This window comes from Nocardioides sp. Z22_16, assembly GCF_058134365.1.
In genome coordinates, this window is sequence record NZ_JBYTTI010000001.1 from 630,222 (window position 1) to 653,258 (window position 23,037).

The 23,037-nt window shown below is 72.8% G+C and carries 22 protein-coding genes and 3 tRNA genes; 12 read left to right on the top strand and 13 right to left on the bottom strand.

Annotated elements, in window-relative coordinates:
• From AC3X7R_RS03040 to AC3X7R_RS03050, 3 genes are read left to right on the top strand one after another with little or no spacing between them, the layout of a single operon-like run.
• Positions 1-702, top strand: coding sequence for a response regulator transcription factor (locus AC3X7R_RS03040; protein ID WP_489964079.1), 702 nt, complete (start codon positions 1-3; stop codon positions 700-702).
• On the top strand, positions 695-1,930 hold the full coding sequence (locus AC3X7R_RS03045; RefSeq protein ID WP_489964080.1) for a sensor histidine kinase: 1,236 nt from the start codon (positions 695-697) through the stop codon (positions 1,928-1,930). Before AC3X7R_RS03040 ends, AC3X7R_RS03045 begins: the two co-directional genes overlap by 8 nt.
• A 20-nt stretch (positions 1,931-1,950) precedes the next feature.
• Positions 1,951-2,616: a PaaI family thioesterase gene (locus AC3X7R_RS03050; protein ID WP_489964081.1), complete on the top strand. Its 666-nt coding sequence runs from the start codon at positions 1,951-1,953 to the stop codon at positions 2,614-2,616.
• Positions 2,617-2,620: 4 nt separating this feature from the next.
• Here AC3X7R_RS03050 and AC3X7R_RS03055 read toward each other — a convergent pair whose 3' ends face one another.
• Positions 2,621-4,135, bottom strand: coding sequence for an NAD(P)/FAD-dependent oxidoreductase (locus AC3X7R_RS03055; RefSeq protein WP_489964082.1), 1,515 nt, complete (start codon positions 4,133-4,135; stop codon positions 2,621-2,623).
• 236 nt (positions 4,136-4,371) lie between these two features.
• Between AC3X7R_RS03055 and AC3X7R_RS03060 the strand changes: the two genes are divergently transcribed.
• Complete coding sequence (locus tag AC3X7R_RS03060; protein ID WP_489964083.1) at positions 4,372-5,319, top strand: ATP-binding protein; 948 nt, start codon at positions 4,372-4,374, stop codon at positions 5,317-5,319.
• A gap of 69 nt (positions 5,320-5,388) precedes the next feature.
• Here AC3X7R_RS03060 and AC3X7R_RS03065 read toward each other — a convergent pair whose 3' ends face one another.
• The 3 genes from AC3X7R_RS03065 to AC3X7R_RS03075 all read right to left on the bottom strand — a co-directional run bounded on the left by AC3X7R_RS03065 (position 5,389) and on the right by AC3X7R_RS03075 (position 6,038).
• Entirely contained in the window at positions 5,389-5,736 is a 348-nt protein-coding gene (locus AC3X7R_RS03065; protein ID WP_489964084.1) for a metallopeptidase family protein, read from the bottom strand.
• Positions 5,737-5,793: 57 nt separating this feature from the next.
• Positions 5,794-5,870: transfer RNA gene (locus AC3X7R_RS03070), tRNA-Asp, on the bottom strand.
• A 95-nt stretch (positions 5,871-5,965) separates the two neighbouring features.
• Positions 5,966-6,038 (bottom strand) — tRNA-Glu (locus AC3X7R_RS03075).
• A 103-nt stretch (positions 6,039-6,141) separates the two neighbouring features.
• Between AC3X7R_RS03075 and AC3X7R_RS03080 the strand changes: the two genes are divergently transcribed.
• The 3 genes from AC3X7R_RS03080 to AC3X7R_RS03090 all read left to right on the top strand — a co-directional run bounded on the left by AC3X7R_RS03080 (position 6,142) and on the right by AC3X7R_RS03090 (position 8,959).
• Positions 6,142-6,215 (top strand) — tRNA-Phe (locus AC3X7R_RS03080).
• Between the two features lie 91 nt (positions 6,216-6,306).
• Complete coding sequence (locus tag AC3X7R_RS03085; protein ID WP_489964085.1) at positions 6,307-7,704, top strand: hypothetical protein; 1,398 nt, start codon at positions 6,307-6,309, stop codon at positions 7,702-7,704.
• A gap of 115 nt (positions 7,705-7,819) precedes the next feature.
• Positions 7,820-8,959, top strand: a complete 1,140-nt coding sequence (locus tag AC3X7R_RS03090; protein ID WP_489964086.1) for a Glu/Leu/Phe/Val dehydrogenase dimerization domain-containing protein — start codon at positions 7,820-7,822, stop codon at positions 8,957-8,959.
• Between the two features lie 61 nt (positions 8,960-9,020).
• On the opposite strand, the gene AC3X7R_RS03095 is transcribed toward AC3X7R_RS03090, so the two are convergent.
• The 3 genes from AC3X7R_RS03095 to purF all read right to left on the bottom strand — a co-directional run bounded on the left by AC3X7R_RS03095 (position 9,021) and on the right by purF (position 12,141).
• A complete protein-coding gene (locus AC3X7R_RS03095) occupies positions 9,021-9,221 on the bottom strand; it encodes a DUF3073 domain-containing protein (RefSeq protein WP_489964087.1) in 201 nt (66 codons plus the stop codon).
• A gap of 183 nt (positions 9,222-9,404) precedes the next feature.
• Positions 9,405-10,508 (bottom strand): phosphoribosylformylglycinamidine cyclo-ligase, encoded by a 1,104-nt coding sequence (gene purM / locus AC3X7R_RS03100; protein WP_489964088.1) that lies wholly within the window; start codon positions 10,506-10,508, stop codon positions 9,405-9,407.
• Between the two features lie 46 nt (positions 10,509-10,554).
• Positions 10,555-12,141, bottom strand: coding sequence for an amidophosphoribosyltransferase (gene purF / locus AC3X7R_RS03105; protein WP_489964089.1), 1,587 nt, complete (start codon positions 12,139-12,141; stop codon positions 10,555-10,557).
• Positions 12,142-12,350: 209 nt separating this feature from the next.
• Here purF and AC3X7R_RS03110 point away from each other — a divergent pair, with 209 nt between their 5' ends.
• Positions 12,351-14,099 (top strand): sensor histidine kinase, encoded by a 1,749-nt coding sequence (locus AC3X7R_RS03110; RefSeq protein ID WP_489964090.1) that lies wholly within the window; start codon positions 12,351-12,353, stop codon positions 14,097-14,099.
• A 45-nt stretch (positions 14,100-14,144) separates the two neighbouring features.
• Here AC3X7R_RS03110 and AC3X7R_RS03115 read toward each other — a convergent pair whose 3' ends face one another.
• Genes AC3X7R_RS03115 through AC3X7R_RS03125 form a run of 3 tightly spaced genes read right to left on the bottom strand, consistent with a single transcriptional unit; the run spans position 14,145 to position 16,722 of the window.
• Positions 14,145-15,479, bottom strand: a complete 1,335-nt coding sequence (locus AC3X7R_RS03115; protein WP_489964091.1) for a dipeptidase — start codon at positions 15,477-15,479, stop codon at positions 14,145-14,147.
• A 16-nt stretch (positions 15,480-15,495) separates the two neighbouring features.
• A complete protein-coding gene (locus AC3X7R_RS03120) occupies positions 15,496-16,341 on the bottom strand; it encodes a GNAT family N-acetyltransferase (protein ID WP_489964092.1) in 846 nt (281 codons plus the stop codon).
• Positions 16,342-16,344: 3 nt separating this feature from the next.
• Positions 16,345-16,722, bottom strand: a complete 378-nt coding sequence (locus AC3X7R_RS03125; RefSeq protein WP_489964093.1) for a sterol carrier family protein — start codon at positions 16,720-16,722, stop codon at positions 16,345-16,347.
• Between the two features lie 88 nt (positions 16,723-16,810).
• Between AC3X7R_RS03125 and AC3X7R_RS03130 the strand changes: the two genes are divergently transcribed.
• Positions 16,811-17,086, top strand: a complete 276-nt coding sequence (locus AC3X7R_RS03130; RefSeq protein ID WP_489964094.1) for a hypothetical protein — start codon at positions 16,811-16,813, stop codon at positions 17,084-17,086.
• A gap of 24 nt (positions 17,087-17,110) precedes the next feature.
• Here the strand turns inward: AC3X7R_RS03130 and AC3X7R_RS03135 are convergent, their stop codons facing one another.
• Positions 17,111-17,530, bottom strand: coding sequence for a hypothetical protein (locus tag AC3X7R_RS03135; RefSeq protein WP_489964095.1), 420 nt, complete (start codon positions 17,528-17,530; stop codon positions 17,111-17,113).
• A gap of 298 nt (positions 17,531-17,828) precedes the next feature.
• Between AC3X7R_RS03135 and AC3X7R_RS03140 the strand changes: the two genes are divergently transcribed.
• The gene (locus tag AC3X7R_RS03140; protein WP_489964096.1) at positions 17,829-19,169 is read left to right on the top strand and encodes an HNH endonuclease signature motif containing protein; all 1,341 of its coding nucleotides are present in this window, start codon (positions 17,829-17,831) and stop codon (positions 19,167-19,169) included.
• A gap of 4 nt (positions 19,170-19,173) precedes the next feature.
• Here AC3X7R_RS03140 and AC3X7R_RS03145 read toward each other — a convergent pair whose 3' ends face one another.
• Positions 19,174-20,124, bottom strand: a complete 951-nt coding sequence (locus AC3X7R_RS03145) for a helix-turn-helix transcriptional regulator (protein ID WP_489964098.1) — start codon at positions 20,122-20,124, stop codon at positions 19,174-19,176.
• A gap of 62 nt (positions 20,125-20,186) precedes the next feature.
• Here AC3X7R_RS03145 and AC3X7R_RS03150 point away from each other — a divergent pair, with 62 nt between their 5' ends.
• Together AC3X7R_RS03150 and AC3X7R_RS03155 are read left to right on the top strand one after the other, a co-directional pair.
• Positions 20,187-21,272 carry an ATP-binding cassette domain-containing protein gene (locus tag AC3X7R_RS03150; protein ID WP_489964099.1) on the top strand — a complete coding sequence of 362 codons (1,086 nt, stop codon included), beginning with the start codon at positions 20,187-20,189 and terminating at the stop codon, positions 21,270-21,272.
• Positions 21,269-22,048, top strand: coding sequence for an ABC transporter permease (locus AC3X7R_RS03155; protein WP_489964101.1), 780 nt, complete (start codon positions 21,269-21,271; stop codon positions 22,046-22,048). The genes AC3X7R_RS03150 and AC3X7R_RS03155 overlap by 4 nt, the downstream gene beginning before the upstream one ends.
• Positions 22,049-22,097: 49 nt before the next feature.
• Here the strand turns inward: AC3X7R_RS03155 and AC3X7R_RS03160 are convergent, their stop codons facing one another.
• Positions 22,098-23,027: an NAD(P)-dependent oxidoreductase gene (locus tag AC3X7R_RS03160; RefSeq protein WP_489964102.1), complete on the bottom strand. Its 930-nt coding sequence runs from the start codon at positions 23,025-23,027 to the stop codon at positions 22,098-22,100.
• Between the last annotated feature and the right edge of the window lie 10 nt (positions 23,028-23,037).

Consider the following 23,037-nt stretch of genomic DNA (forward strand, 5'->3'; position numbering starts at 1 on the left):
ATGCCCACCCACGTGCTCCTCGTCGAGGACGACGACAAGATCGCCGCGCCCCTGGTCCGCACCCTCGAGCGCGAGGGCTACCACGTGGAGCGGCTCGCCGAGGGCCTCCCCGCGCTCCCCCGCCTCGCCAGCGGCGAGATCGACCTGCTCCTGCTCGACCTGGGCCTCCCCGACGCCGACGGGCTCGACGTCTGCCGCCGGGCCCGCGAGGAGGGCTTCGGCGGCGGGATCATCATCCTGACCGCCCGTGACGGCGAGCTCGACCGGGTCGTCGGTCTCGACGTCGGCGCCGACGACTACCTGGCCAAGCCCTTCGGCCTCGCCGAGCTCCTCGCCCGGGCCCGCGCCCTGCTGCGCCGCAGCGGCCACGGCTCCGAGACGGCACCCGCGCAGCCCGCCGCGCAGGCCCCCGGCTTCCGCGTCGACGTGCAGGCCCGGCGCATCTGGCTCGCCGACGGCGAGCTCGCGGCGACCTCCAAGGAGTTCGACGTGCTGGCCATGCTCGACGCCACCCGCGGTGCCGTGGTGGGGCGCGAGCAGCTGATCAGCCAGGTCTGGGACGAGAACTGGTTCGGCTCCACCAAGACGCTGGACGCCACCGTCGGCCGCCTGCGGCAGAAGCTCGAGGAGGCCTCCGCCCCGGTGGAGATCACCACGGTGCGCGGAGTCGGGTTCCGGCTCGAGGACCGCCCGTATGCGTGAACGGCTCATCGCCGGCTTCGTCGGACTGACGGTCGCGGTGGTCCTCCTCTACGGGGTCCCGCGCGCCTACCTCGTGGCCGACATGGTCCGGGAGCAGGAGACGAGGATGCTCACCCGCTCCGCGGAGCTCTTCGGCCTCGTCATCGCCGAGCGGTCGGCTCACGGCGAGCCGATCGACGAGGAGTTCCTCGACGAGCACCGGCTGCCGGACATCACCATCGACTACGTCGACCCCGCGGGCCGGAGCTTCAGCGCCGGACCGGTGAGGACCGACGACGACATCACCTCGACCCAGCCCGTCCCCAGCGGCGGCACTCTGACGTTCTCGCGCTCCGACGCGCTGGTCGACGAGCGGATCTCCCAGGCCCTGCTGCCACTGGCGCTGATCGGTCTGGGCCTGATCTCGGGTGCCGGGGCGATCGCGTACTTCCTGGCCCGCCGTCTCTCCCGGCCGTTCGGCGAGCTCGCCCTCGCCGCCGAGCACCTGGGCCGCGGCCGGTTCGACGTGCACTTCCCCCACTACCGCATCCCGGAGGCCGAGGCGATCGGCGAGGCGCTGCGCCGGGGCTCCACCCAGCTCGACGAGCTGGTGCAGCGCGAGCGCGAGTTCGCCGCCAACGCCTCGCACCAGCTGCGCACCCCGATCACCGCGCTGCGCCTCCAGCTGGAGGACCTCTCCATGTGGCCCGAGACCCCGAGGCAGGTCGCCGACGAGCTGACCAGCTACCTCTCCGAGCTCGACCGGTTGAGCAGCTCGATCACCGAGATCCTGGAGCTGGCCCGCGGGCGCCGCCTGGGGGACGCCGTCGAGCTCGACCTCGACGTCCTGCTGGAGGACGTGGCGGACCGCTGGCGGCGCCAGGTGGAGGAGCAGGGCCACACCCTGGTCCACGAGAAGTCCGGCCCCACCCCGGTCAAGGTGGTGCCGGGCCCGGTGATCCAGGTGCTCGACGTGCTCATCGAGAACGCCTGCTCCCACGGCCGCGGCCGGATCACGCTGAGCCTGCGGGACCGGGGAGACTTCCACCAGCTGCTGGTCTCCGACGAGGGGCCGCGGACCATCGACGACCGCGTCTTCCGCCGGGGCGAGACCTCGTCCAAGGGGGAGGGCCAGGGGCTCGGCCTGGCCATCGCCGCGGATCTCGCCTCCTCCCTCGGCGGACACCTCGCGCTCGTCGACCAGCCCACGACCACCTTCGGGCTCGCATTGTCCAAGAGCGCGGGCTGACCCGCGCCTAGACTCCGCGCATGCACGGGTACCAGCACGAGGACCTCTCCCCCGACGAGCTCGCGCGCCGCGAGGCGCTCTACGGCCCGTTCACCCAGAGCGTGCGCGAGCTGGCCGACGCCACCTTGCGCACCACCGTCGCCGAGGAGGAGATCCGTCGCGCCCAGGCGGAGATCGAGGAGATCACCGCGCGGCTGCGCACCAGCCGGCTCGACGGCCCGTTCGGCGTCCACTACAGCAGCGACGGCACCACCCGCGCGTGGGGCAACGCGGTCGTGGGCCTGCGGAACCCGGTGGCCCCGCCGCTGGGCTTCGCCCGCGACCCCGAGGGCCGCGCCACCTCGGAGTTCGAGCTCGGGGCCACCTACGAGGGCCCGCCCGGGTTGGTGCACGGCGGCGTCAGCGCCCTCATCCTGGACCAGGCGCTCGGGGAGGCGTGCGGTGCCGGCGGACGGCCCGGGATGACCGGAGGACTCACCATCCGCTACAAGCGCCCCACCCGGCTCGGCACGCTGCGCTGCGAGGCGTGGATCGCCGAGCGCGACGGCTACAAGACGGTGGCGCGAGGCACCATCGGCGACCACGACGGTCCCACGGTGGAGGCCGAGGGCGTCTTCATCGTGCCGAAGTGGGCACGCGGGCTCTTCGACGCTGCGAACGCCGAGCGGCCCGACCGCTTCGAGTAGGGCCTCAGACCCTCGTCCGGCTGGGCGAGGCGACGCCGCGCTCCCCGTCGTCGGTGAGTCGCGCCTCCTCGCGGGCCTGCTCCTCGAGCTCGCTGCGCCGCCGCTCCTCGGCCTCGCGCCGCGAGGCGTCGTAGTCGCCCGGGTCGGAGACCAGGCCGGCCGCCCCGCGCTCGAGCCGGGCGAGCGCGGTGCGCGCGAAGATCTGCTGCTCGGTGGTGGTCCGCTCCTGGCGACCGCGGCCCACGAAGGAGATCGCCCAGTGCAGCAGCGCGGTGAGTCGGTTCTTGAAGCCGGTGATGTAGAAGAGGTGGACGAAGAGCCACATCAGCCACGCCAGCACCCCGGTCAGCCGGAGCCGACCGACCATCGCGACGGCGTTGAAGCGGCTGATGATCGCCATCGACCCCTTGTCGAAGTACCTGAACGGCCCCTGCGGCGCCTTGCCGCGCAGCCGCCCGTCGATCTCCTTGGCGGCGTACTTGGCACCCTGGATGGCCACCTGGGCGACACCCGGGAGGTTGTCCAGCGAGATCATGTCGCCGACCACGAAGACCTCGGGGTGACCGGGCAGCGTGAGGTCGGGGTTGACCTGGATCCGCCCGGCGCGGTCGAGGCCGGCGCCGGTCTGCTCGGAGAGCTGCTTGCCCAGCGGGGAGGCCTGCACGCCGGCCGCCCAGATCTTGGTGACCGCGTCGAGCTGGTGGGTGCGGCCGTCCTTGTACTTCAGCACCAGCCCGCGCTCGTCGACGTCAGTGACCATCGCGCCGAGCATGACCTCGACCCCGAGATCCTCGAGCTCGCGGCGGGCGTTGTCGCCCAGCTTGGCGCCGAACGGCGGCAGCACCTGCGGGGCGGCGTCGACCAGGATCACCCGGGCCTGCCGGGTGTTGATGGAGCGGAAGTCCTTGCGCAGGGTGCGGTGCGCCAGCTCGGCGATCTGGCCGGCCATCTCCACCCCCGTCGGGCCGGCACCCACCACCACGAAGGTGAGCAGGTGGTCGACCGACTCACCCCGCTTGGCGCCCAGCTCGGCGAGCTCGAAGGCGCCGAAGATGCGGCCTCGCAGCTCGAGGGCGTCGTCGATGCTCTTCATCCCGGGCGCGTGCTCGGCGAAGTGGTCGTTGCCGAAGTAGGACTGGGCGGCGCCGGCGGCCACGATCAGGGAGTCGTACGGCGTGACCGACTGGCGGCCGAGCACCTGGGAGGTGACGGTGCGGGCGGTCAGGTCGATGTCGGTGACCTCGCCGAGCAGCACCTGGGCGTTGCGCTGACCGGCGAGGACCTCGCGGGTCGGCGGTGCGATCTCGCCCTCGGAGAGGATGCCGGTCGCCACCTGGTAGAGCAGGGGCTGGAAGAGGTGGTGGGTGGTCTTGGCCACCAACGTGATGTCGACGTCGGAGCGACGCAGCGCCTTGGCACCGAAGAGCCCGCCGAACCCGGAGCCGATCACCACGACCCGGTGGCGGTGGTCGGACGCGCTCTCGGCGGAGGCGTGGGCGGGAGACTCGTGGGTGGACACGGCGTGACCTTCCTGGGGAGGTGTTGAGACACGGACGTACCCATTGTCCCGCGCGAGGGCCCGCCACCGAAACGTGGGACGAGTCTCGTCGCTCACAGCGGACGGAGAGCACAGCCGTTATGTTGAAACTTGCAACACGGGGTTTCCACTCTCGATGTTTGCGCGGCACGCAACACGGGTAAGCGCGCCATGCTTGGCTCCACACCACTCCCTGCTGCCCCTCGAGGATCCACCACTTGCCCCTGAACAAGGATGCACTGCCTCTTGACTCGGCACCGAGCGCCGTCGCGGACGCTCGGCGCTGGGTTCTCGGGCTGTGCAGCGAGCTGGGGCGCGACGACCTCCTCGACTGTGCCGAGCTGGGTGTCTCCGAGCTCGTGACCAACGCGATCCTGCACGGGCAGGCACCGATCAACGTGCGCGTGCGGGGCACCCGGGAGCATCCCCGGATCGAGGTCTTCGACGGATCCCGTCGACCACCGGTGATGGGCGAACCCGCGATGGACAACGCCGGTGACACCGACCTCGACGAGTTCCTCACCACCTTCGGCCGGGGCCTCTCCATGGTGGCGATGTCGTCGGTGGCCTGGGGGGCCTCCATCGAGCGGGACGGCAAGGTCGTCTGGTTCGAGCCGGCGTCGACCCTCCAGGAGGGCGGGGCGCGCGAGGGCGTCATCGACATGGTCGACGACCTCGACACGCCGTGGCGGCCGCTGCCCGACTCGGTCACCGTGCAGCTGCTCGACGTCGACCTCAAGCTCTTCCTGAGCGTGCTCACCCAGTACAACAACCTGCGCCGCGAGCTGCGGCTCCTCGCGCTCGCCCACGAGGCCGACTACCCGCTGGCCCGCGACCTCTCGCACATGTTCTCCACCTTCGAGCGCCAGTTCCCTCCCGCGATGCTCGAGCGGGTCGGCACCACCCTGCGCTCGGGCGACCGCCGCGCCGACCTCACGTTCGAGGCCTCTCCGGAGTCGGCCCAGATCTTCGGCACCATGCTGGAGATGTTCGACCTGGCCGACGCCTTCTGCCGGGCCCAGCGGCTCCTCTCCCTGGCCCGGTCCGCCGAGCAGCGGAACCTGCAGGAGTGGCTCCTCGACCAGTTCACGCGGCAGATGCGGGGCGAGGCGCCGGTCCCGTGGACCGCTCAGATCGCCCCCGCCGCCAACAGCCACGTCTCCTGACCCGACTCGGGGGCTGGCCCTCTCCACCGCGGCCCACGTCGTGGCGGGCAGCGTCGTGGCGGGCCGTGCTCAGGCGTAGCCGAGCTCGTGGAGCCTGACGTCGTCGATGCCGAAGTGGTGGGCGACCTCGTGCACCACGGTGATCCGGATCTCCTCGACGAGCTCAGCCTCGTCGACGCACATGTCCAGCAACGGGCCGCGGAAGAGCAGGATCCGGTCGGGCAGGGCGGCGGCGTGGTTGGCCGGCCGCTCGGTCAGCGCCACCCCGTCGTAGTAGCCGAGCAGGTCGGGGTCGTCGTCCGGCGGCTCGTCCTCCACCAGGACCACCACGTTGTCGATCAGCGCGGTCAGCTCGGCGGGGATCTCGTCCAGCGCCTGCTCCACCAACGAGTCGAACACGTCACGGGAGACCTGCATGCCACCCACCCTACGCGGGACGACAGATGCCCCGGACCAGATGGTCCGGGGCATCGATGGCGACCCTGACGAGACTCGAACTCGCGACCTCCGCCGTGACAGGGCGGCGCGCTAACCAACTGCGCTACAGGGCCATGCTGTGTAGTTTTCGCCTCCTTGCGGAAGCGGGGAAACTCTAACCCATCCCCCGGTGGGACTCACAATCGAGGCCGACCCGGGGTCTGGACCGCACCCCCAACGGGATTCGAACCCGTGCTACCGCCGTGAAAGGGCGACGTCCTAGGCCGCTAGACGATGGGGGCCAGCGCGCGCACGCCATCCTAGGGCGCACTCCCGGGCCTGCCCAAATGTCGCCCCCCTGGTTTGCGCGGGGCGCGAGGCCCTGTTGTAGGCTTCCCTGCGCTTGGGCAGGTAGCTCAGTTGGTACGAGCGTCCGCCTGAAAAGTGGAAGGTCGGCGGTTCGACCCCGCCCCTGCCCACAAGCACACGAAGCGCCCGGTTCACGTCCCGAACCGGGCGCTTCGTCGTCCCGGGCGACCAGCCGGCCGGCGTCGCTGCCATGATGACCGCGTGCTGCCGCCCCTGGAGATCGTCGCGCGGGAACGACCGTTCGCACTCGTCTCACCCGCCACCTCGCAGCAGCGCTTCACCGCCGGCACCTCCTCGCGGTTCGCCACCCCGCGTCCCGCGCCCTACGTCGCCGTCCAGGCCGAGCTGCGCGACCCCGGGCACCGGGCGGAGCGGGTGGAGCTGAGCATCGACTCCGGCGGCACGCGGCTGTGCGGGTGGTACGCACCCGACACCGGTGACGTCGGGCTGGACGTCACCGACCGGGCGCTGCGCCTGACCACCCACCGCAGCCGCCGCCACGGCAGGGTCGCCTGGCGGCCCTCCGCCCTGGCCCTCACCCTGACCGGCCTCCACCTGACCCTCTTCTGCCTGGAGGACGACCGCTGGACGGCCCGGGCCCGGGTGGACCTGACCGGACGTCTCGACACCCACGACGAGACGTGGCTGGGCGCGATCCGCCTGGGGCACCGCTCCGACAGCGCCCTGGTGACCCGGATCCGCAGCGGGGGCTTCGGCCACCTCGGCCTGCGCGACGTGCGCCTGGTCACCGAGGCCGACGGCCGACCCGTGCGCCACCGTGGCGACTGGCTGCTGACCGCGACCTCGGCCGGGCCGGGGTTCTTCGACACCGCCCACACCAGCGTGTGGCGGCTGGCCCCCGACTCGTCGCACCTCACCCACAGCGCCGACCTCTACTTCCGGCGCCCGGACCGGCCCGGGGTCTTCGGCGACCACGCGGTCCACCTGGTGCGCGACGGCGCCCGGTGGCTGGTGGCCACCAGCACCTGGGGCGACTTCGACCGCGAGCGGAACCCGTCGGTGCGGTGCACCCTCGCCGAGACCGAGGCCGACGTCATCGACGGCGAGCACGTGCTCGACACCCGCGAGCTCCCGCTGCCCACCGACGGACTCACCTCGGTGGGAGTCTGGGACCCGCACCTGCTGCGCGACGGCGACGAGTGGCTGGTCGGCTACGCCAGCGCCCGGAAGTTCTTCCGGTTCCACCCGTGCCTGGCGACGGGGCCCTCCCTGGACCGCCTCACCCTGCGGGCCGCGGCCACCGACCGACGAGCCACCGAGGGGGTGACGCTGCTGCGTCTCGACGGCCGCGACGGGCCGGTCCGGGTGCTGGCCAGCGACGGCCGCGACAACCGGCGCGAGCACCGTGCCCGCTTCCCGGTCTTCGACCTCGACCTCACCGAGATCGGCGAGCTCGACGCGCCCTACCCGACGAACCTCCCGTGGCCCACCCTGGTGCCGGGCGAGCGGGGCTGGCGGATGGTGACCTTCAACGGGCAGGGGGCCGGGGGGCCGCTGCTCGGCTACGGCACCCACGGGGACGTGGTGGTCATGGCGGAGTCCGGGCCCCGGCGCACCCACCGTGAGGAGCGGAGCTGAGCCGCCACTAGGCTGGTGACGCAGGCCACACCACCCGCGTGGCCCGCGACCGCCAGCGCCACACCACCCCCGTGGCCACGACAGACCGGCCCAGCCGGAGGAAGTGGGCAGCACCGTGAGCAAGCGCGTGACCAGCACCGATCCCGCCCCCGCCTCCCCCGGCCTCGGCCTCGGCCTCGGGGGCAGCCTCGACGTCTTCGCCGAGGGCAGCGCGCACGAGCAGGTCGTCTTCTGCCACGACCCCGCCTCCGGCCTCCGTGCGGTGATCGCGCTCCACTCCACGGTCCTGGGACCCGGCCTGGGCGGCACCCGCTTCCACCCCTACGCCTCGACCGACGACGCGGTCCGCGACGCGCTGGCCCTCTCCCGCGGCATGACCTACAAGAACGCCCTGGCCGGGCTCGACCACGGCGGCGGCAAGGCGGTGATCATCGGCGACCCCCGCACGGGCAAGTCCGAGGCGCTGCTGCGGGCCTACGGGCGCTTCGTGCAGTCGCTGCACGGCCGCTACCTGACCGCCTGCGACGTGGGCACCACCTCCGAGGACATGGACCTCATCGCCCGGGAGTGCGACTTCGTCACCGGCCGCACCGTCGCCCACGGCGGGGCGGGCGACTCGTCGGTGCTCACGGCGTACGGCGTCTTCCAGGGCATGCGTGCCAGCGCCGAGCACGCCTGGGGCTCCCCCTCCCTGGCCGGCCGGACCGTCGGCATCGCCGGGGTCGGCAAGGTCGGCCGCCACCTCGTCGCCCACCTGCTCGAGGACGGGGCCGAGGTGGTGGTCACCGACGTGTGGGCCCCCGCCGTCGACCGGATCCGGCAGGAGCACCCCCAGGTGCGGGTCGTGGCCTCCACCGCGGCGCTGGTCGTCGAGGAGCTCGACGTCTACGCCCCGTGCGCCCTCGGCGGCGCGCTGGACGACGAGGTGGTCGAGGTACTCCGGGCGCGTGTGGTCTGCGGCGCGGCCAACAACCAGCTCGCCCACCCGGGGGTGGAGAAGTCGCTCCAGGAGCGCGGCATCCTGTACGCCCCCGACTACTGCGTGAACTCCGGCGGGGTGATCCAGGTCGCCGACGAGCTCGAGGGCTTCTCCTTCGAGCGCGCCAAGCAGCGCGCCACTGGCATCTACGACACCACCCGCTCGGTCTTCGAGCTCGCCGCACGCGACGGCGTGCCGCCGGCGGTGGCCGCCGACCGGCTGGCCGAACGACGCATGCGCGACGTCGGCCGCCTGGGCGGCATCCACCTGCCCTGACCGACGGGTCAGCGACCCGCCGCGCCCTCCTGACCGCTCAGCGACCGACGGAGGGCGTCAGTCAGTCGCGTCGCGGCGGGTCCGCGTAGTCGGACCAGTCGTCGAGGTAGTCCGCCTCCGCCTCGTCCGTGCTGGCGGTGCTACTGCTGTCCGGTTCACCATGCAGCTCCTTCGCCAACGCCCCGAAGTCCGTCTCGTGAGTCCGGTACTTCAGGTCGCGGGCGACCTTCGTCTGCTTGGCCTTCGCTCGGCCGCGCCCCATAGGGTCCGACCCCCTCGCACGCTTGGCCGGGGCTCTTGGCGCATACGCCGCGGCGCCCGGTCTCTTGACTGGATACTCGTGGGGATCACGCTACCCGGTGGTGGGGGCATCTCGCACACCCGCCCCGGCGTTTGAGCGCGGCCGAGGGCGAAAGTTCGCTGCCAGCGCAATCCCGGGGGCGCCTCACCAGCCGGGGTGCTGTCCCTCCATCAGGACTCGGCCCGCCTCGCCCGAGCCCTGGGCGGCCCGCACGTCGCCCGCGATCCAGGCGCGCACCCCGTGCTGCGCCAGGGTGGCCACCGCCGCGTCCACGTCGTCGGGGTGGACCAGCGCGATCATCCCGACGCCGCAGTTGAGGGTCGCCTCGAGGTCGGCCTGCGAGACCTGGCCCACCCGGCGCACCAGGTCGAAGACCGGCTGGGGGGTCCAGGTGGAGCGGTCGACCCGGGCCACCAGCTCCTCGGGCATCACCCGCTCCAGGTTGGCGGCGAGACCGCCGCCCGTGACGTGGGACATGGCGTGGGTCCGCGTCGCGCCGGCCAGGTCGAGACAGGCCTTGGCATAGATCCGGGTGGGGGTGAGCAGCTCCTCGCCCAGGGCGCGCCCCAGCTCGGGGACCTCCCGGTCGAGCTGCCATCCCGCGCCGCCGTCGGCCGGGGCGCCCAGCAGCACGTGCCGCACCAACGAGTACCCGTTGGAGTGGAGACCCGAGGCCTCCATGGCGACCACCACGTCGCCGGGGCGCACCCGGCCCGGGCCCAGCAGCAGGTCGGCCTCCACCACCCCCGTGGTGGCCCCCGCGACGTCGTACTCGTCGGGTGCCAGCAGGCCCGGGTGCTCCGCGGTCTCCCCGCCGATCAGCGCGCAGCCGGCCTCCACGCACGCCTCGGCGATGCCCTTGACGATCGCGGCGATCCGCTCAGGCACCACGCGCCCGGTCGCGATGTAGTCGGTCATGAAGAGCGGCTCGGCACCGCAGACGACCAGGTCGTCGACGACCATGCCCACCAGGTCGTAGCCGATCGTGTCGTGGACGTCCATCGCCTGGGCGATCGCCACCTTGGTGCCGACCCCGTCGGTGGAGGTCGCGAGCAGCGGACGGGTGTAGCGGGTCAGCGCGGAGGCGTCGAAGAGGCCGGCGAAGCCGCCGAGCCCGCCGATCATCTCCGGTCGCCGGGCCTTCTCCACCCACGCCTTCATCAGGTCGATCGCGCGGTCGGCCGCCTCGATGGAGACGCCGGCGGCGGCGTAGGCGTTCTGCCCGGGGGTGGGCTGGGCGTCGGTCACGGCGTACTCCTGGCGGACGGGGCTGGGCAGAGGAGGGGGCTGGGAGTCACGGGTGGCGCAGGGAGTCGGCCGCGCCGGCTCCGCTCAACGACGCCGAGAGCCCGTCGACGTCGGTCGGGCCGGCGATCGCGAAGCCGCCGCAGCTGTCCGCCGCGTTCTCGAGCACGCCCTTGCCGCGCAGCGCCGGGGCGGGCAGCGGGATCGGGTAGTGACCGTCGAAGCAGGCGCGGCAGAGGTCGTCCTTGGGCACCGTGGTCGCCTCGACGAGGGTGTCGAGCCCGATGTAGCCCAGGGAGTCGGCGTCGATGGAGCGCTGGATCTCGTCGGTGGTCAGCCCGTTGGCGATCAGCTCGGCCCGGCTGGCGAAGTCGATCCCGTAGAAGCAGGGCCACTTCACCGGCGGGGACGAGATCCGCACGTGGACCTCGCGGGCGCCCGCCTCCCGCAGCATCCGGATCAGGGCCCGCTGGGTGTTGCCGCGGACGATGGAGTCGTCGACGACGACCAGGCGCTTGCCCTCGATGACGTCGCGCAGCGGGTTGAGCTTGAGCCGGATGCCGAGCTGGCGGATGGTCTGCGAGGGCTGGATGAACGTCCGGCCGACGTAGGAGTTCTTGACCAGGCCGACCCCGTACGGGATGCCGGACTCCTCGGCGTACCCGATGGCGGCCGGGGTGCCCGACTCCGGCACCGGCATCACCAGGTCGGCCTCCGCGGGGAACTCGCGGGCCAGCCGCCGGCCGATGTCGACCCGCACGCTGTGCACCCGCTGGTCGTTCATCAGGGTGTCGGGACGGGCCAGGTAGACGAACTCGAAGAGGCAGTGCTTGGGAGCGGCCTCGGCGAACCTGCGCGTGCGGAGCCCGCCCTCGTCGACGACGATCAGCTCGCCCGGCTCGATTTCGCGGATGAACGAGGCGCCCACGATGTCCAGGGCTGCGGTCTCCGAGGCGACCACCCAGCCGCGCTCCAGCCGGCCGAGCACCAGCGGCCGCACACCCTGGGGGTCGCGGGCGGCGTAGAGGGTGTGCTCGTCCATCCAGACGAACGAGAAGGCGCCCTTGACCTGGGGCAGCAGCTCCATCGCCCGCTCCTCGACGGTGGAGTCGGGGTGGTGGGCCAGCAGGGCGGTGACCACGCTGGTGTCGTTGGTCGAGACCGGGACCCGGACGTCGAGCAGCCCCTCCAGCTCGCCGGCGGTCACCATCTCGGCGAGCTCGGCGGTGTTGATCAGGTTGCCGTTGTGGGCCAGCGCGATCGAGCCGCTCTCGGTCGGGTGGAAGGTCGGCTGCGCGTTGTGCCAGGTGCTGGCCCCGGTGGTGGAGTAGCGGGCGTGGCCGATGGCCAGGTGGCCGCGGAGGGACTCCAGCGTCGACTCGTCGAAGACCTGGGAGACCAGGCCCATGTCCTTGTAGACGAGGATCTGGCGACCGTTGCTCACCGCGATGCCGGCCGACTCCTGGCCGCGGTGCTGCAGCGCGTAGATGCCGAAGTAGGTGAGCTTGGCGACGTCCTCGCCCGGCGCCCAGACCCCGAAGACGCCACACGCGTCCTGGGGACCCGGCTCCTGCGGGTCGAGGGCCTGGGAGAGACGACCGTCCCCACCCTTGCGCGTGCTGCTGGACTGGGCCACGGGAGCCAGTGTACGGCGGGTCGGAGGTGTCTCACGACACAGCGCCATCTTGCGATCAACGGGGTTGGGAACGGCCCCTGAGGGGCACAACAAGGCCTGGCGATCAATGTCGGTAATCGACCGCCCGCTCTCGGGAAGCGCACTTACTATGAAGTAGGCATCATCGCAAGAGCCGTACCCATGGCGCCGAGACCGGGAGAGCCAGCCGCATGAGCGAGACACACGCTGAGGCCGTGTTCGTCGACGCCCTGCAGAACATCGCCGTCGGCGTGACCGAGGTGGTCGGCTTCGAGGTCGCAGCCATCAGCGTGGCGCGCGAGGACCGGACCCTGGAGATGGTCGCCGTCGCCGGCAGCACCGAGGCGCGCGAGCAGCTGCTGGGTCACCGCACCCCGATCGACGAGATCGAGCTGGAGCTGGCGACCTCCGAGGAGTGGGGCGCGCTGCGCTTCGTCCCGCAGGAGCGGATGAGCCTCGACATCGAGACCCTCGGCTGGGTGCCGGACCTGGCGGTCCCGAAGGACCCCGAGATGTGGCACCCGCTCGACCTGCTGATGGCGCCCATCTACGACGACGAGGGCGTCCTGCGCGGCCTGCTCTCGGTCGACCTGCCGCTCGACCGCCGTCGTCCGGGCCCGGAGAAGCGCGAGGAGCTGCGCCGCTACGCCGAGCAGACCCGGCGCGCCGTCCTCACCGCCTTCGAGCGCGCCGAGCTCGCCGAGCAGGTGCGGCTCGCCGACGCGGCCCGGATGATCGTGCGGGAGGTGAGCTCGGAGCTCTCCATGGACCGGATCATCGAGGTCTCCCAGCCCGCGCTGACCACCGCCTTCAACTCCTTCGGCATGTGGATCCAGACCTTCGACGAGGACGGCGAGGGCAGCGGCGCGGTCTACGCCTCCAACGGCGCCGAGATCCGGCTCGAGGACGAGCTGAAGGAGATCGCCCGCGCCTCGGCGCGGATGCTGTGGAAGGTCCAGGACGTCGCCGTGCTCAACGACGTCATCCCGGCACTGGGGGTGATGACGCCCGAGCAGGAGCAGCACATCACCGACTTCATGCGGACCATCGACGTCACCTCGATGCTCTTCGTGCCCCTGGGCGCCGGCCCCGAGTGCCTGGGCAACCTGGTGCTGACCCGGCGCGGCGGGCGGCTGGACTGGTCGCCCATCGAGAAGCAGGCCGCCCTCGACATCGGGCACGACCTGGGTCGCGCGCTGCTCAACGCGCGCACCTTCGAGCGCGAGCGGCGGCTCATCGACGAGCTCCGCGAGCTCAACGGCTACAAGAGCCGGCTGATCGCCACCATCGCCCACGAGCTGAAGAACCCGCTGACCTCGATCCTCGGCCACGTGGAGATGCTGGAGTCGGTGCCCGGCCTGGACGGCCAGGTGCGCAGCTCCATCTCCTCGATGGAGCGCGGAGCGGTGCGGATGCAGCGGCTCATCGACGACCTGCTGCTCCTCGCCCAGGTCGGCGACCCGCACGTGGAGTTCAAGCCGGTGCCGGTCAACGTGACCGACATCGTGCACGACGTGCTCGACCTGCTCCGGGTGACCCTGGAGCGCAAGGAGCTCAAGGTCGTCGTCGACGCGCCGCGGGAGCCGGTGCTGGCCCTGGCCGAGGAGTCGGGGCTCGACCGGATCTGCGCCAACCTGATCAGCAACGCCGCCAAGTACACCCCCGAGGGCGGCACGGTCACGGTCTCGCTGGAGGCCAAGCGCCGCATCGTCGAGCTCAAGGTCTCCGACACCGGCCTCGGCATCTCCGAGCAGGACCAGGAGCAGCTCTTCCAGGAGTTCTTCCGCTCCACCAACCCGACCGCGGTCGCGCAGCCCGGCACCGGGCTGGGCCTGACGATCGTGCAGCGGATCGTGGAGCGCCACCGGGGCCGGATCACCTTCGACTCCACCCTCGGCCAGGGCACCACCTTCACCGTCACCCTGCCGCTGGCCCGCTGAGGCGTCGCCGCGGCATGGGCCCGGCGGCAGGGCGCCGGGGCCCGCTCAGTCGGCGAGCTTGGCGAGCAGCAGCGCCTCGGCCAGGACCACGCGCTCGAACTCGGCCAGGTGCAGGCCCTCGTTGGCGCCGTGCGCGCGGGTGTCGGGGTCCTCGACGCCGGTGACCAGCACGCTGGCCTCCGGGAAGGTCTCCAGGAACTCGGCGATGAACGGGATCGAGCCGCCCACGCCCATGTCCACCGGGGCGGTGCCGTCCCACGCCTCGGCGAAGGCGGCGCGGGCCGCGTCGTACGCCGGACCGGTCGCGTCGATCTGGGTCGCCTCGCCGGTGTCGACCACGGTGAAGGTGAGCTCGGCACCCCACGGCACGTGACGCTCCACGTGGGCACGCAGGCACTCGACCGCGTTGGCGCTGGTGTCGCCCGGCGCGATCCGCAGGCTGATCTTGGCGCGCGCGGCGGGGACGAGCGTGTTGGAGGCGCCGTCGACCTGGGGCGCGTCGAGCCCGGTGATGCTCAGCGCCGGCTTGGTCCACAGGCGCTCCACGACCGAGCCCGAGCCGATCCACCCGATGCCCGGGACGGCGCCCGACTCGGCGCGCAGCCTCTCCTCGGGATAGTCGACGTCGGCCGCCGGGCCGGAGTGCAGCCCCTCGACGGCGACGTTGCCCTCGTCGTCGTGGAGGCTGGCGATCACCCGCGAGAGGGCGATCAGCGAGTCGGGGACGAGGCCGCCCCACATGCCGGAGTGGACCGCGTGGGTCAGGGTGCGGACCTCGATGTCGGCGCGGACCAGGCCGCGCAGGCTGGTGGTGAGCGCCGGCACGCCGACGTCCCAGTTGCCCGAGTCGGCGATCACGATCACGTCGGCCGCCAGCTCGTCGGCGTGCTCGCGCAGCAGCGGCACCAGGGTCTCGGAGCCGACCTCCTCCTCGCCCTCGATGAAGACGACCACGTTGACCGGGAGGTCGTCGCCGAAGATCCGCAGCGCGGCCAGGTGGGCGACGATGCCGGCCTTGTCGTCGGCGGCGCCGCGGGCGTAGAGCCGGCCGTCGCGCTCGGTCGGCTCCCACGGCGGGGAGTCCCACTCGGCGTGGTCGTTCTCGGGCTGCACGTCGTGGTGGGCGTAGAGCAGCACGGTCGGGGCGCCCTCGGGCCCGGCCTTGTGAGCGATCACCGCGGGGCCGCCGTGGTCGATCCGGACGATCCGGGCCTCGCAGCCCTCGGCCGCGAAGAGCGCCCGCACCGCCTCCGCGCTCCGCTCGACCTCGGCCGCGCGGGCCGGGTCGGCGCTGACCGACTGGATCCTGACCAGGTCCTCCAGATCGCGGCGGAGACCGGGCAGGACCTGCTGGACCTTGTCACGCAGCTGAGCACTCATGGCGCCCACGATACGGTCAGGGCAGCTGCTCGAGCTCGGTGGTCTGCTCGGTCCCCTCGAAGCCCAGTGACCGGTAGAGCCGGATCGCGTCGTCGGCGTCGTCGGCGACGATGACCAGCGTCCGGGCGCCCAGCTCGGTCAGCCCGTAGGTGCCGACGCGGTGCACCAGGGTGCCGGCCAGGCCCTGCCGGCGGAAGTCGGGGTGGGTCTCCACCACCTGGTAGCGGGCGAGGTCGTCCACCGCCCGGTAGACCGCGGCCGTGGCCACCAGCCGGTCGTCGAGGAAGGCTCCCCAGCGCTGGCCGAGTCCCTGCCGCTCGAGGGCGCGCTCGGCGGCGACGCGGCCGCGGGCGTAGGGCTCGACGGTGCGGCGCGACAGCTCCGTGACCGCGAGGGTGAGCGCGACCCGCTGCTCCCAGTCGTCGTCGGAGGCGAGCGGGCGCAGCACGGCGTCGGCGTGCGGGTGGGGCGGCGGCACCAGGGCGGTGGCGGTGAGCGCGACGGAGGTGCTCGCGGTCATCCCGGCCTCCACGAACTCAGCCAGGACCGGGTCGTCGCCGAGCGGCTCGGTGAGGTCGAAGGTGATCGCGCGGTGCCGGGAGCGCGGGAACTCGGTGAAGCAGGCACCCATCACCTCGCGCGCCCCGCCGGGGACCGGCAGGCTGCGCAGCAGCAGGAAGTTGCCCCAGTGGAAGTCGGGGTTGGCCGGTGTGCGGACCACCAGGTGGGTGCCCCGGTCCTCGACCTCGCTGCCGCCCTGCTCGAGGAGGGCCAGCTCGGTGCGGAGGTGCAGGGAGCGCACGGAGAGCACGGCCCGGGACGGCCGGCTCCCGGTGGCCGGCTCAGTGGCGGTCGTCGACATGGCTCAATCCTCCACCAGGGGCAGGTAGGGCGCGAGGTCGGCCCGCTGCCCACTCGCACGCAGGGAGCCCGCCGCCTCGGCGTCCGCCCAGTGGAGCCTCCCGGTCGCGAGCGCCACCCAGGTGCCGGCGTCCATCTCGACCACCGCGGGCGGGGTGCCGCGGGTGTGCCGGACGCCCGGGATCACCTGCGCGGCGGCGTACGGCGGGACCCGCACCTCGACGGAGTTGCCGGGCGCCCGCTCGCTCAGGACCGCCAGGAAGTGCTTGGTGAGCAGCTTGAGGTCGGCCGGCGCCGGCTCACCGGCCTCCCCGGCTTCGTCGATCGCGCTCATCGCCCGGGCCAGCTCCGCCGGGTCCGCTCGTCTCAGTCTCGGCGCCACCCGCCGCACGATAGCCCGGCGCGCGACAGCCCGGTGCGCGACAGCCCGGTGCGCGAGCCCGGAGGGGCGACCGGTGGAGGATGGCCCGGTGACCGCCTTCCTCGCCTGGACCTCCGAGCCGCCCGACGAGCTCGACGGACCGTGGCTGGAGGCCCGGCCGATCGCGCCGGGGCTGCTGGCGATCGAGAGCACCGAGTCGCTCTCGGTCGTCTACCACGCGCTGAAGTGGTCCCTGCCCCAGGACGCGGCCCTCATCGTCGTGCCGGTCCCCCAGACCCCCAAGTCACGCGGGATGACACCCGGCACCACGACCTGGTTCCGGGAGCGGACGACGCCGCCCGACAGGCCAGGCTCCTCGTCGTGATCACGGCGGTCGGCGGAGCCGTCGTCAGCTCGCCCACGGCATCAGCACGCCCTCCCGGACCAGCATCCGCTCCACCCGCTCCCGCTCCAGCTCCCGCTCGGGACCGGGCGGCAGGTCGCTGAGCCGCTCCTCGAGGTCGAGGGCCCGGCAGGCGGTGACCAGCACGTCGTCGTACGCCGCGACCCACCCACGCATCCGGGCCACCGGCATCCCCCGCGGCGCCTGCCTGATCTGGGTGCGGATCCGTTGGGCGTCGGCGGCGATCCGCTCGATCGGCGGACCGGCCGGCTCGACCGGCTCGGGCTCGGCGAGGTGGAGTGCGCGGCCCGCCCGGAGCAGCCGGTCGCGGTGCTTCGACCAGTCGGGCAGCACCCAGAGGGCGACCAGGACGGTGGCCACCACACCGATCTGGACGACGAGCCCTGCGTCCGTGCCGAACTCCATCCCACGATGATCGCCGCTTGTGCGGCCGCCCGACAAGACACGCTCAACGCTGCCGGTGAGCAGGCCGATCCGCAGCGCCGGCGAGACGCTCGTGGTCCAGGAGCACGGTCGGGGTGCGGCACCATGCACTGCCCGACGGCAGTGGCGGAGCTCTGCGGAAGGGGTTCGAATGTGTGTCCACATAGTGGCAGGAACGGGCTGTTCTGAGCGTAAGTTGTCGGTGGCGCCTGGTTGACTTGTCACATCGGTCGGAGCCCGGTTCGGGGTGGCTCCGGTCGCTGGTGACGGGGGGTTCGGGATGTACGTCGACGACACAGTGGGTGCGGGGACGGGGACGCATCCGATCAGCCGTGCCTGCCTCGTGATCTCGGCCGCGTTGGACGCCACCGTCGAGGTCGATCCGATGTACCTGTCTACGGTCGCGCACCGGGAAGCGTTGTTGGAGCTGACCCGGTTGGGTGACCGGTTGGAGTCGTTGCGGATGCGGGTCCTGCACACCGCCGGTGCACCTGGTGGCATCGCTGAAGCGGACGGGGCCCGGTCACCCGCGGCCTGGTTGGCGGCACGGACCCGGTCGGGGTTCGGACCCGCCCGGGCCGCGGAGAAGCTCGCCGACGCCCTGACCACCCGCTGGCAGCTCGTGTCCGTGGCCCTGGAGGACGGGCGGGTCACCCTCCCGCAGGCGCGGGTGATCGCCAAGGCCCTCGATGCGTTGGTCACCGACCCGATCCCCGGCGAGGAGATCCCCACCGAGGTGCTGGCCGCGGCAGAGGCGCACCTGGTGGAGGCCGCGGCGATGTTCGACCCGGTCCACCTGGAACGGCTCGGTGCGAAGATCCTCGAGGTGGTCGCTCCCGGCACCGCAGACGAGCACGAGAAGAGGGCCCTGGACCGGGCCCAGCACCGCGCGAACACCGCGACCCGGTTGACCTTCCGCAAGCGGGGTGACGGCGCCACCGACCTCCACGCCCGGGTCCCCGACGCCATCGCCGCTCGACTCCGGACGGTGCTGGACGCGTGGACCTCACCCAAGCAGGACGCCGGGAAGGAGACCGGGGCGGCGACCCCGTTCGGGGGGTTCGCCCAACGCGACCCCGCCACCGGGATCCGGCTGCCCCAAGAGCGGTTGCACGGGCAGGCGTTCCTGGCGTTCTTGGAAGCCGCCGACCCCAACCGGATGCCGATCCACGGCGGTGGGGCGACCCGGGTGGTGGTCACCATCGACCTCGCCCAGCTCCGCGAAGACCTGGGGATCGGGACCATCATCAGCAACGGTGACCAGGCCACCCCGATCACCGCCTCAGAGGCACGCAGGCTGGCCTGTCAGGCGGGGATCATCCCCGCCGTTCTCGGCACCGACGGGGTCCCGCTGGACATGGGGAGGTCGACCCGGTTCTTCACCCCACAGCAGCGGCTCGCGAAAACCCTGACCCACCGGGTCTGCGCGACCGAGGGGTGCACGGTCCCGTCGACGTGGTGCGAGGCCCACCACGGGCGTGATCCCTGGGGCCACGGCGGCACCAGCGACCTCGCCGACCTGACCTTCCTCTGCCCCTGGCACCACCACCGCGCCCACGACACCCACTTCACCACCCACACCCTCCCGAACGGAGACGTCAGATTCACCAGGCGCACGTAGACCCTCATCGGGAGAGCCGGCTAAACCGCTCCCCCACCTCGGCGACGGCCTCGACCAGCTCCGGGGGCGTCTCGACGGTGAAGTCGGCGCCGGTGGCGGCGAGCACCATCACCGGCCAGTCGAGGGAGTCCGTGCTCATCTCCATCACGCACCCCCCGTCGGCCTCGCGCACCTCCGCCCAGCGCCCCACGTGAGCCACCACCTCCGCGGGAGGCGCCGCAATGCGCACCCGCACGGCGTACCGCTGCGGCATGCTCCGAATGCCGGCCTGCACGAACGAGAGCGCGTCGTCGGCCGGCAGCTCACGGCCACGGAAGCGCTGCCCCGACGGCAGCGGCTGGGAGATCCGGTCGATCCGGAAGCTGCGCCAGTCGTGCCGGTCCCGGTCGTAGGCGACCAGGTACCACCGGCTGCCGAGGGAGACGAGGCGGTGCGGCTCTACGAGGCGGTGCGTGACCTCGGCGTCGCGCGCGGCGTAGTCGAAGCGCACCGCCTCGCCGTCCCGGCAGGCCTGCGCCAGGGTGGTCAGGACCGCGGCGTCCACCGCCGGCCGACCCGACCACGGGCCGGGGGCCTCGGTCTGGGTGGCCAGCGCGTCGATCTGCCGACGCAGCCGGGGCGGCATCAGCGCGACCATCTTGGTGAGCGCCTGGACCGACCAGTCCTGCATGCCCCCGACCGCCCCGGCGGCTGCCGTCCGCAGCCCGACGGCGATGGCCACCGCCTCCTCGTCCTCGAGCAGCAGCGGCGGCAACGAGCCACCCGCCCGCAGCTGGTAGCCGCCGGCGGCGCCGCGGACCGCGTCGACCTGGTAGCCGAGGTCGCGCAGCCGCTCCACGTCGCGGCGCAGGGTCCGCTCGCTGACCTCCAGGCGGCCGGCCAGGTCGCCGCCCGGCCAGAAGCGCCGTGTCTGCAGGAGGGAGAGCAGGCGCAGCATCCGTTCACTCGTGCTCATGCCTCGAGGATAGTTCTCATTCAGGCCAGAACCTGACCGGAATGACTCCTAGCGTCGTCGGTATGACGAGAGACCACAGAGCACACAGCCAGTCCGGACCGGTGATCGTGACGCGGGGACTCACCCGGCACTTCACCGCCCGGTCCACCACCAAGAAGGAGACGGTCGAGGCCGTCAAGGGCCTCGACCTGGAGATCGGCCAGGGCGAGCTGGTCGCCTTCCTCGGCCCCAACGGCGCGGGGAAGTCGACGACCCTGCGGATGCTCACCACCCTCATCCCACCGACGTCTGGCACCGCCACGGTCGCCGGCCACGACGTGGTCCGCGGCCAGCGCGAGGTGCGCCGGGCCATCGGCTACGTCGGCCAGGGCAACGGGGCCGGGCACCAGCAGCTGGGCCGCGACGAGCTGGTCAGCCAGGGCCGGGCCCACGGGCTCTCCCGGGCCGCCGCCAGGGCGAGGGCCGAGGAGCTGGTCGCCGACCTCGACCTCGGGTCGGTCGCCACCCGCAAGGTCTCCTCCCTGTCGGGAGGGCAGCGGCGGCGGCTCGACATCGCGATGGGCCTGGTCCACCTCCCGCGGGTCCTCTTCCTCGACGAGCCCTCCACGGGGCTCGACCCGCAGAACCGGGCCAACCTGCAGGGGTTGGTCGAGCGGCTGCACCGCGAGACCGGCAGCACCATCGTGCTGACCACCCACTACCTGGAGGAGGCCGACGCGCTGGCCGAGCGGGTGGTGGTGATCGACCACGGGCGGATGGTCGCCGACGACACCGCCTCCCGCCTCAAGGAACGCCTCGGCGACCGGGTGACCCTCACCCTGGCCGACGAGACGGCCGCCGCGACGGCTGCCGAGCGCGCCGCCCGGCTCGCGCCCGGCGCCCGAGTCGAGCGCACGGGGGCGGAGGTGGTCGTCCGGGCGCCGGGTGCGCACACGCAGGCGCCGGCGCTGGTCGTCGACCTGCACGCGGCGGGGGCGCCGGTCCTCCGCCTCGAGGTGGCCAGGCCCACCTTGGACGACGTCTTCCTCGACCTGACCGGTCGCAGCCTGCGCGAGGCCCACGAGGCGGCCGGCGCCGAGTCCGACGTCCCGCACGACGAGCGAACCGACCAGCGAACCGACGACGCGCGAGAAGGAGCAGCAGCATGACGACGTACGACGCAGGCCTGACCGCCAAGGGCGGATTCTTGGCCGACACCCTCAACGTGATGACCCGCGAGCTCAAGCCCGTGTGGCGCGAGCCGATGTCGGTGCTCTTCGCGATGGTCCAGCCCCTGGTCTTCCTCGGCCTCTTCGCCCCGCTCCTGCCCGAGCAGGCCGGGGGCGGCTCGGCGCTGCAGTGGTTCGTGCCCGGCATCGTCGCCATGACCTGCCTGATGGGCGCCTCGTTCACCGGCTCCAACCTGATGGAGGAGATGCAGACCGGGTCCCACGAGCGGCAGCTGGTCTCGCCGCTCAGCCGCTCCTCGCTGCTGGTCGGCCGCGCGCTCAAGGAGGTGGTGCCGATGCTGATGCAGACGGCCGTCATCCTCGCCGTGGTGACCCCGTTCAGCTACGACCTGCACCTCGGCGGGGTGCTGGTCGGGGTGCTGGTGCTCGCGCTCTTCAGCGTCGGGGTCGGCGCTCTCTCCTTCGCCCTGGCACTGGCGTCGAAGGGGCAGGACTGGATGTTCTGGACCGTCCAGCAGACCTTCCTCTTCCCGGTGCTGCTGCTCGCCGGGGTGCTGCTCCCGGTCGAGGACGCTCCGCGGTGGCTGCGGATCGCCTCCGACCTCAACCCGCTGACCTACGTGGTGGAGGCGGTGCGCGCCCTCTTCGGCGGCACCTTCCCGGTCGACACCGTCGCCGCCGGGTTCGCGGGCGCGGCGGTCGTCGCCGCCCTCGGCGTGCTGGTGGGGGTGCGGTCGATGCGCCGCTCCAGCTGAGCGACGAGACGGTGGCCGGGGTGCCTAGCGGGCGTCCCGGCCACCAGGCTCAGGACGCAGCGGGGTCGTGAACCACGTTGCGCAACGGTTCCCCCGCGACGTACGCCTCGATCTGGGCGCGCGCCAGGGCAGCCATCCGGGGCAGCATCGCGGTGGTGCCGCCGGCGACGTGCGGGGTGATCAGCACCCCGGGCGCCTGCCAGAGCGGATGCTCGGGGGGCAGCGGCTCGGGGTCGGTCACGTCGAGGGCGAAGCGGAGCCGCCCCGCGTGGGCCAGCACGGCGTCGGTGTCGAGCAGCGGCCCGCGGCCGACGTTGACCACGAGCGCGCCGTCGGGCAGGCGGGCGAGGAACCCGTCGTCGACCATGTGCCGGGTGGTGTCGGTGAGCGGCAGCACCACGACCACCACGTCCTGGGCCGGCAGCAGCTCGGGCAGCTCCTCGACGCCGTGCACCTGGCCGAGCAGGTCGTCGGCGCGCGGGCGGCTCGCCACCCCGGTGACCACCGCCTTGCACGCGAGCATCCGCTCGGCGATCGCGCGGCCGATGGAGCCGTAGCCCAGCACCAGCACCCGGCTGTCGGCCAGCGAGCGGCGGCGCAGGTCGCGGTGCCACTGCCCGGCGGTGCGGACCGCGTCGTCGATGCCGCGGAGGCTGGCGAGGGTGAGTCCCAGGGCGAGCTCGGCGGTGGCGTCGTCGTGCACCCCGGTGGCGTTGCAGAGCACCACCCCGGCACCGTGCGGCGGGGAGGGCAGCTGCGCGACCATGCCGTCGTACCCGGCGGACTGCACCTGCACCACCCGGAGGGCGGGGAGGCCGGAGAGGTCCGGGAGCCCGCCGGTGTCGTAGGGCGCCACGACCAGCTCGACCTCGTCGGCGCGCGGCGGCGGGTCACCGCCGGCCCAGACGACCAGCTCCGCGCCCTCGACCGCGCCCACGGCGTCGCGCAGGGCGGCGGTGGGGAGCACGACGACGGCCACGGGACCCGAC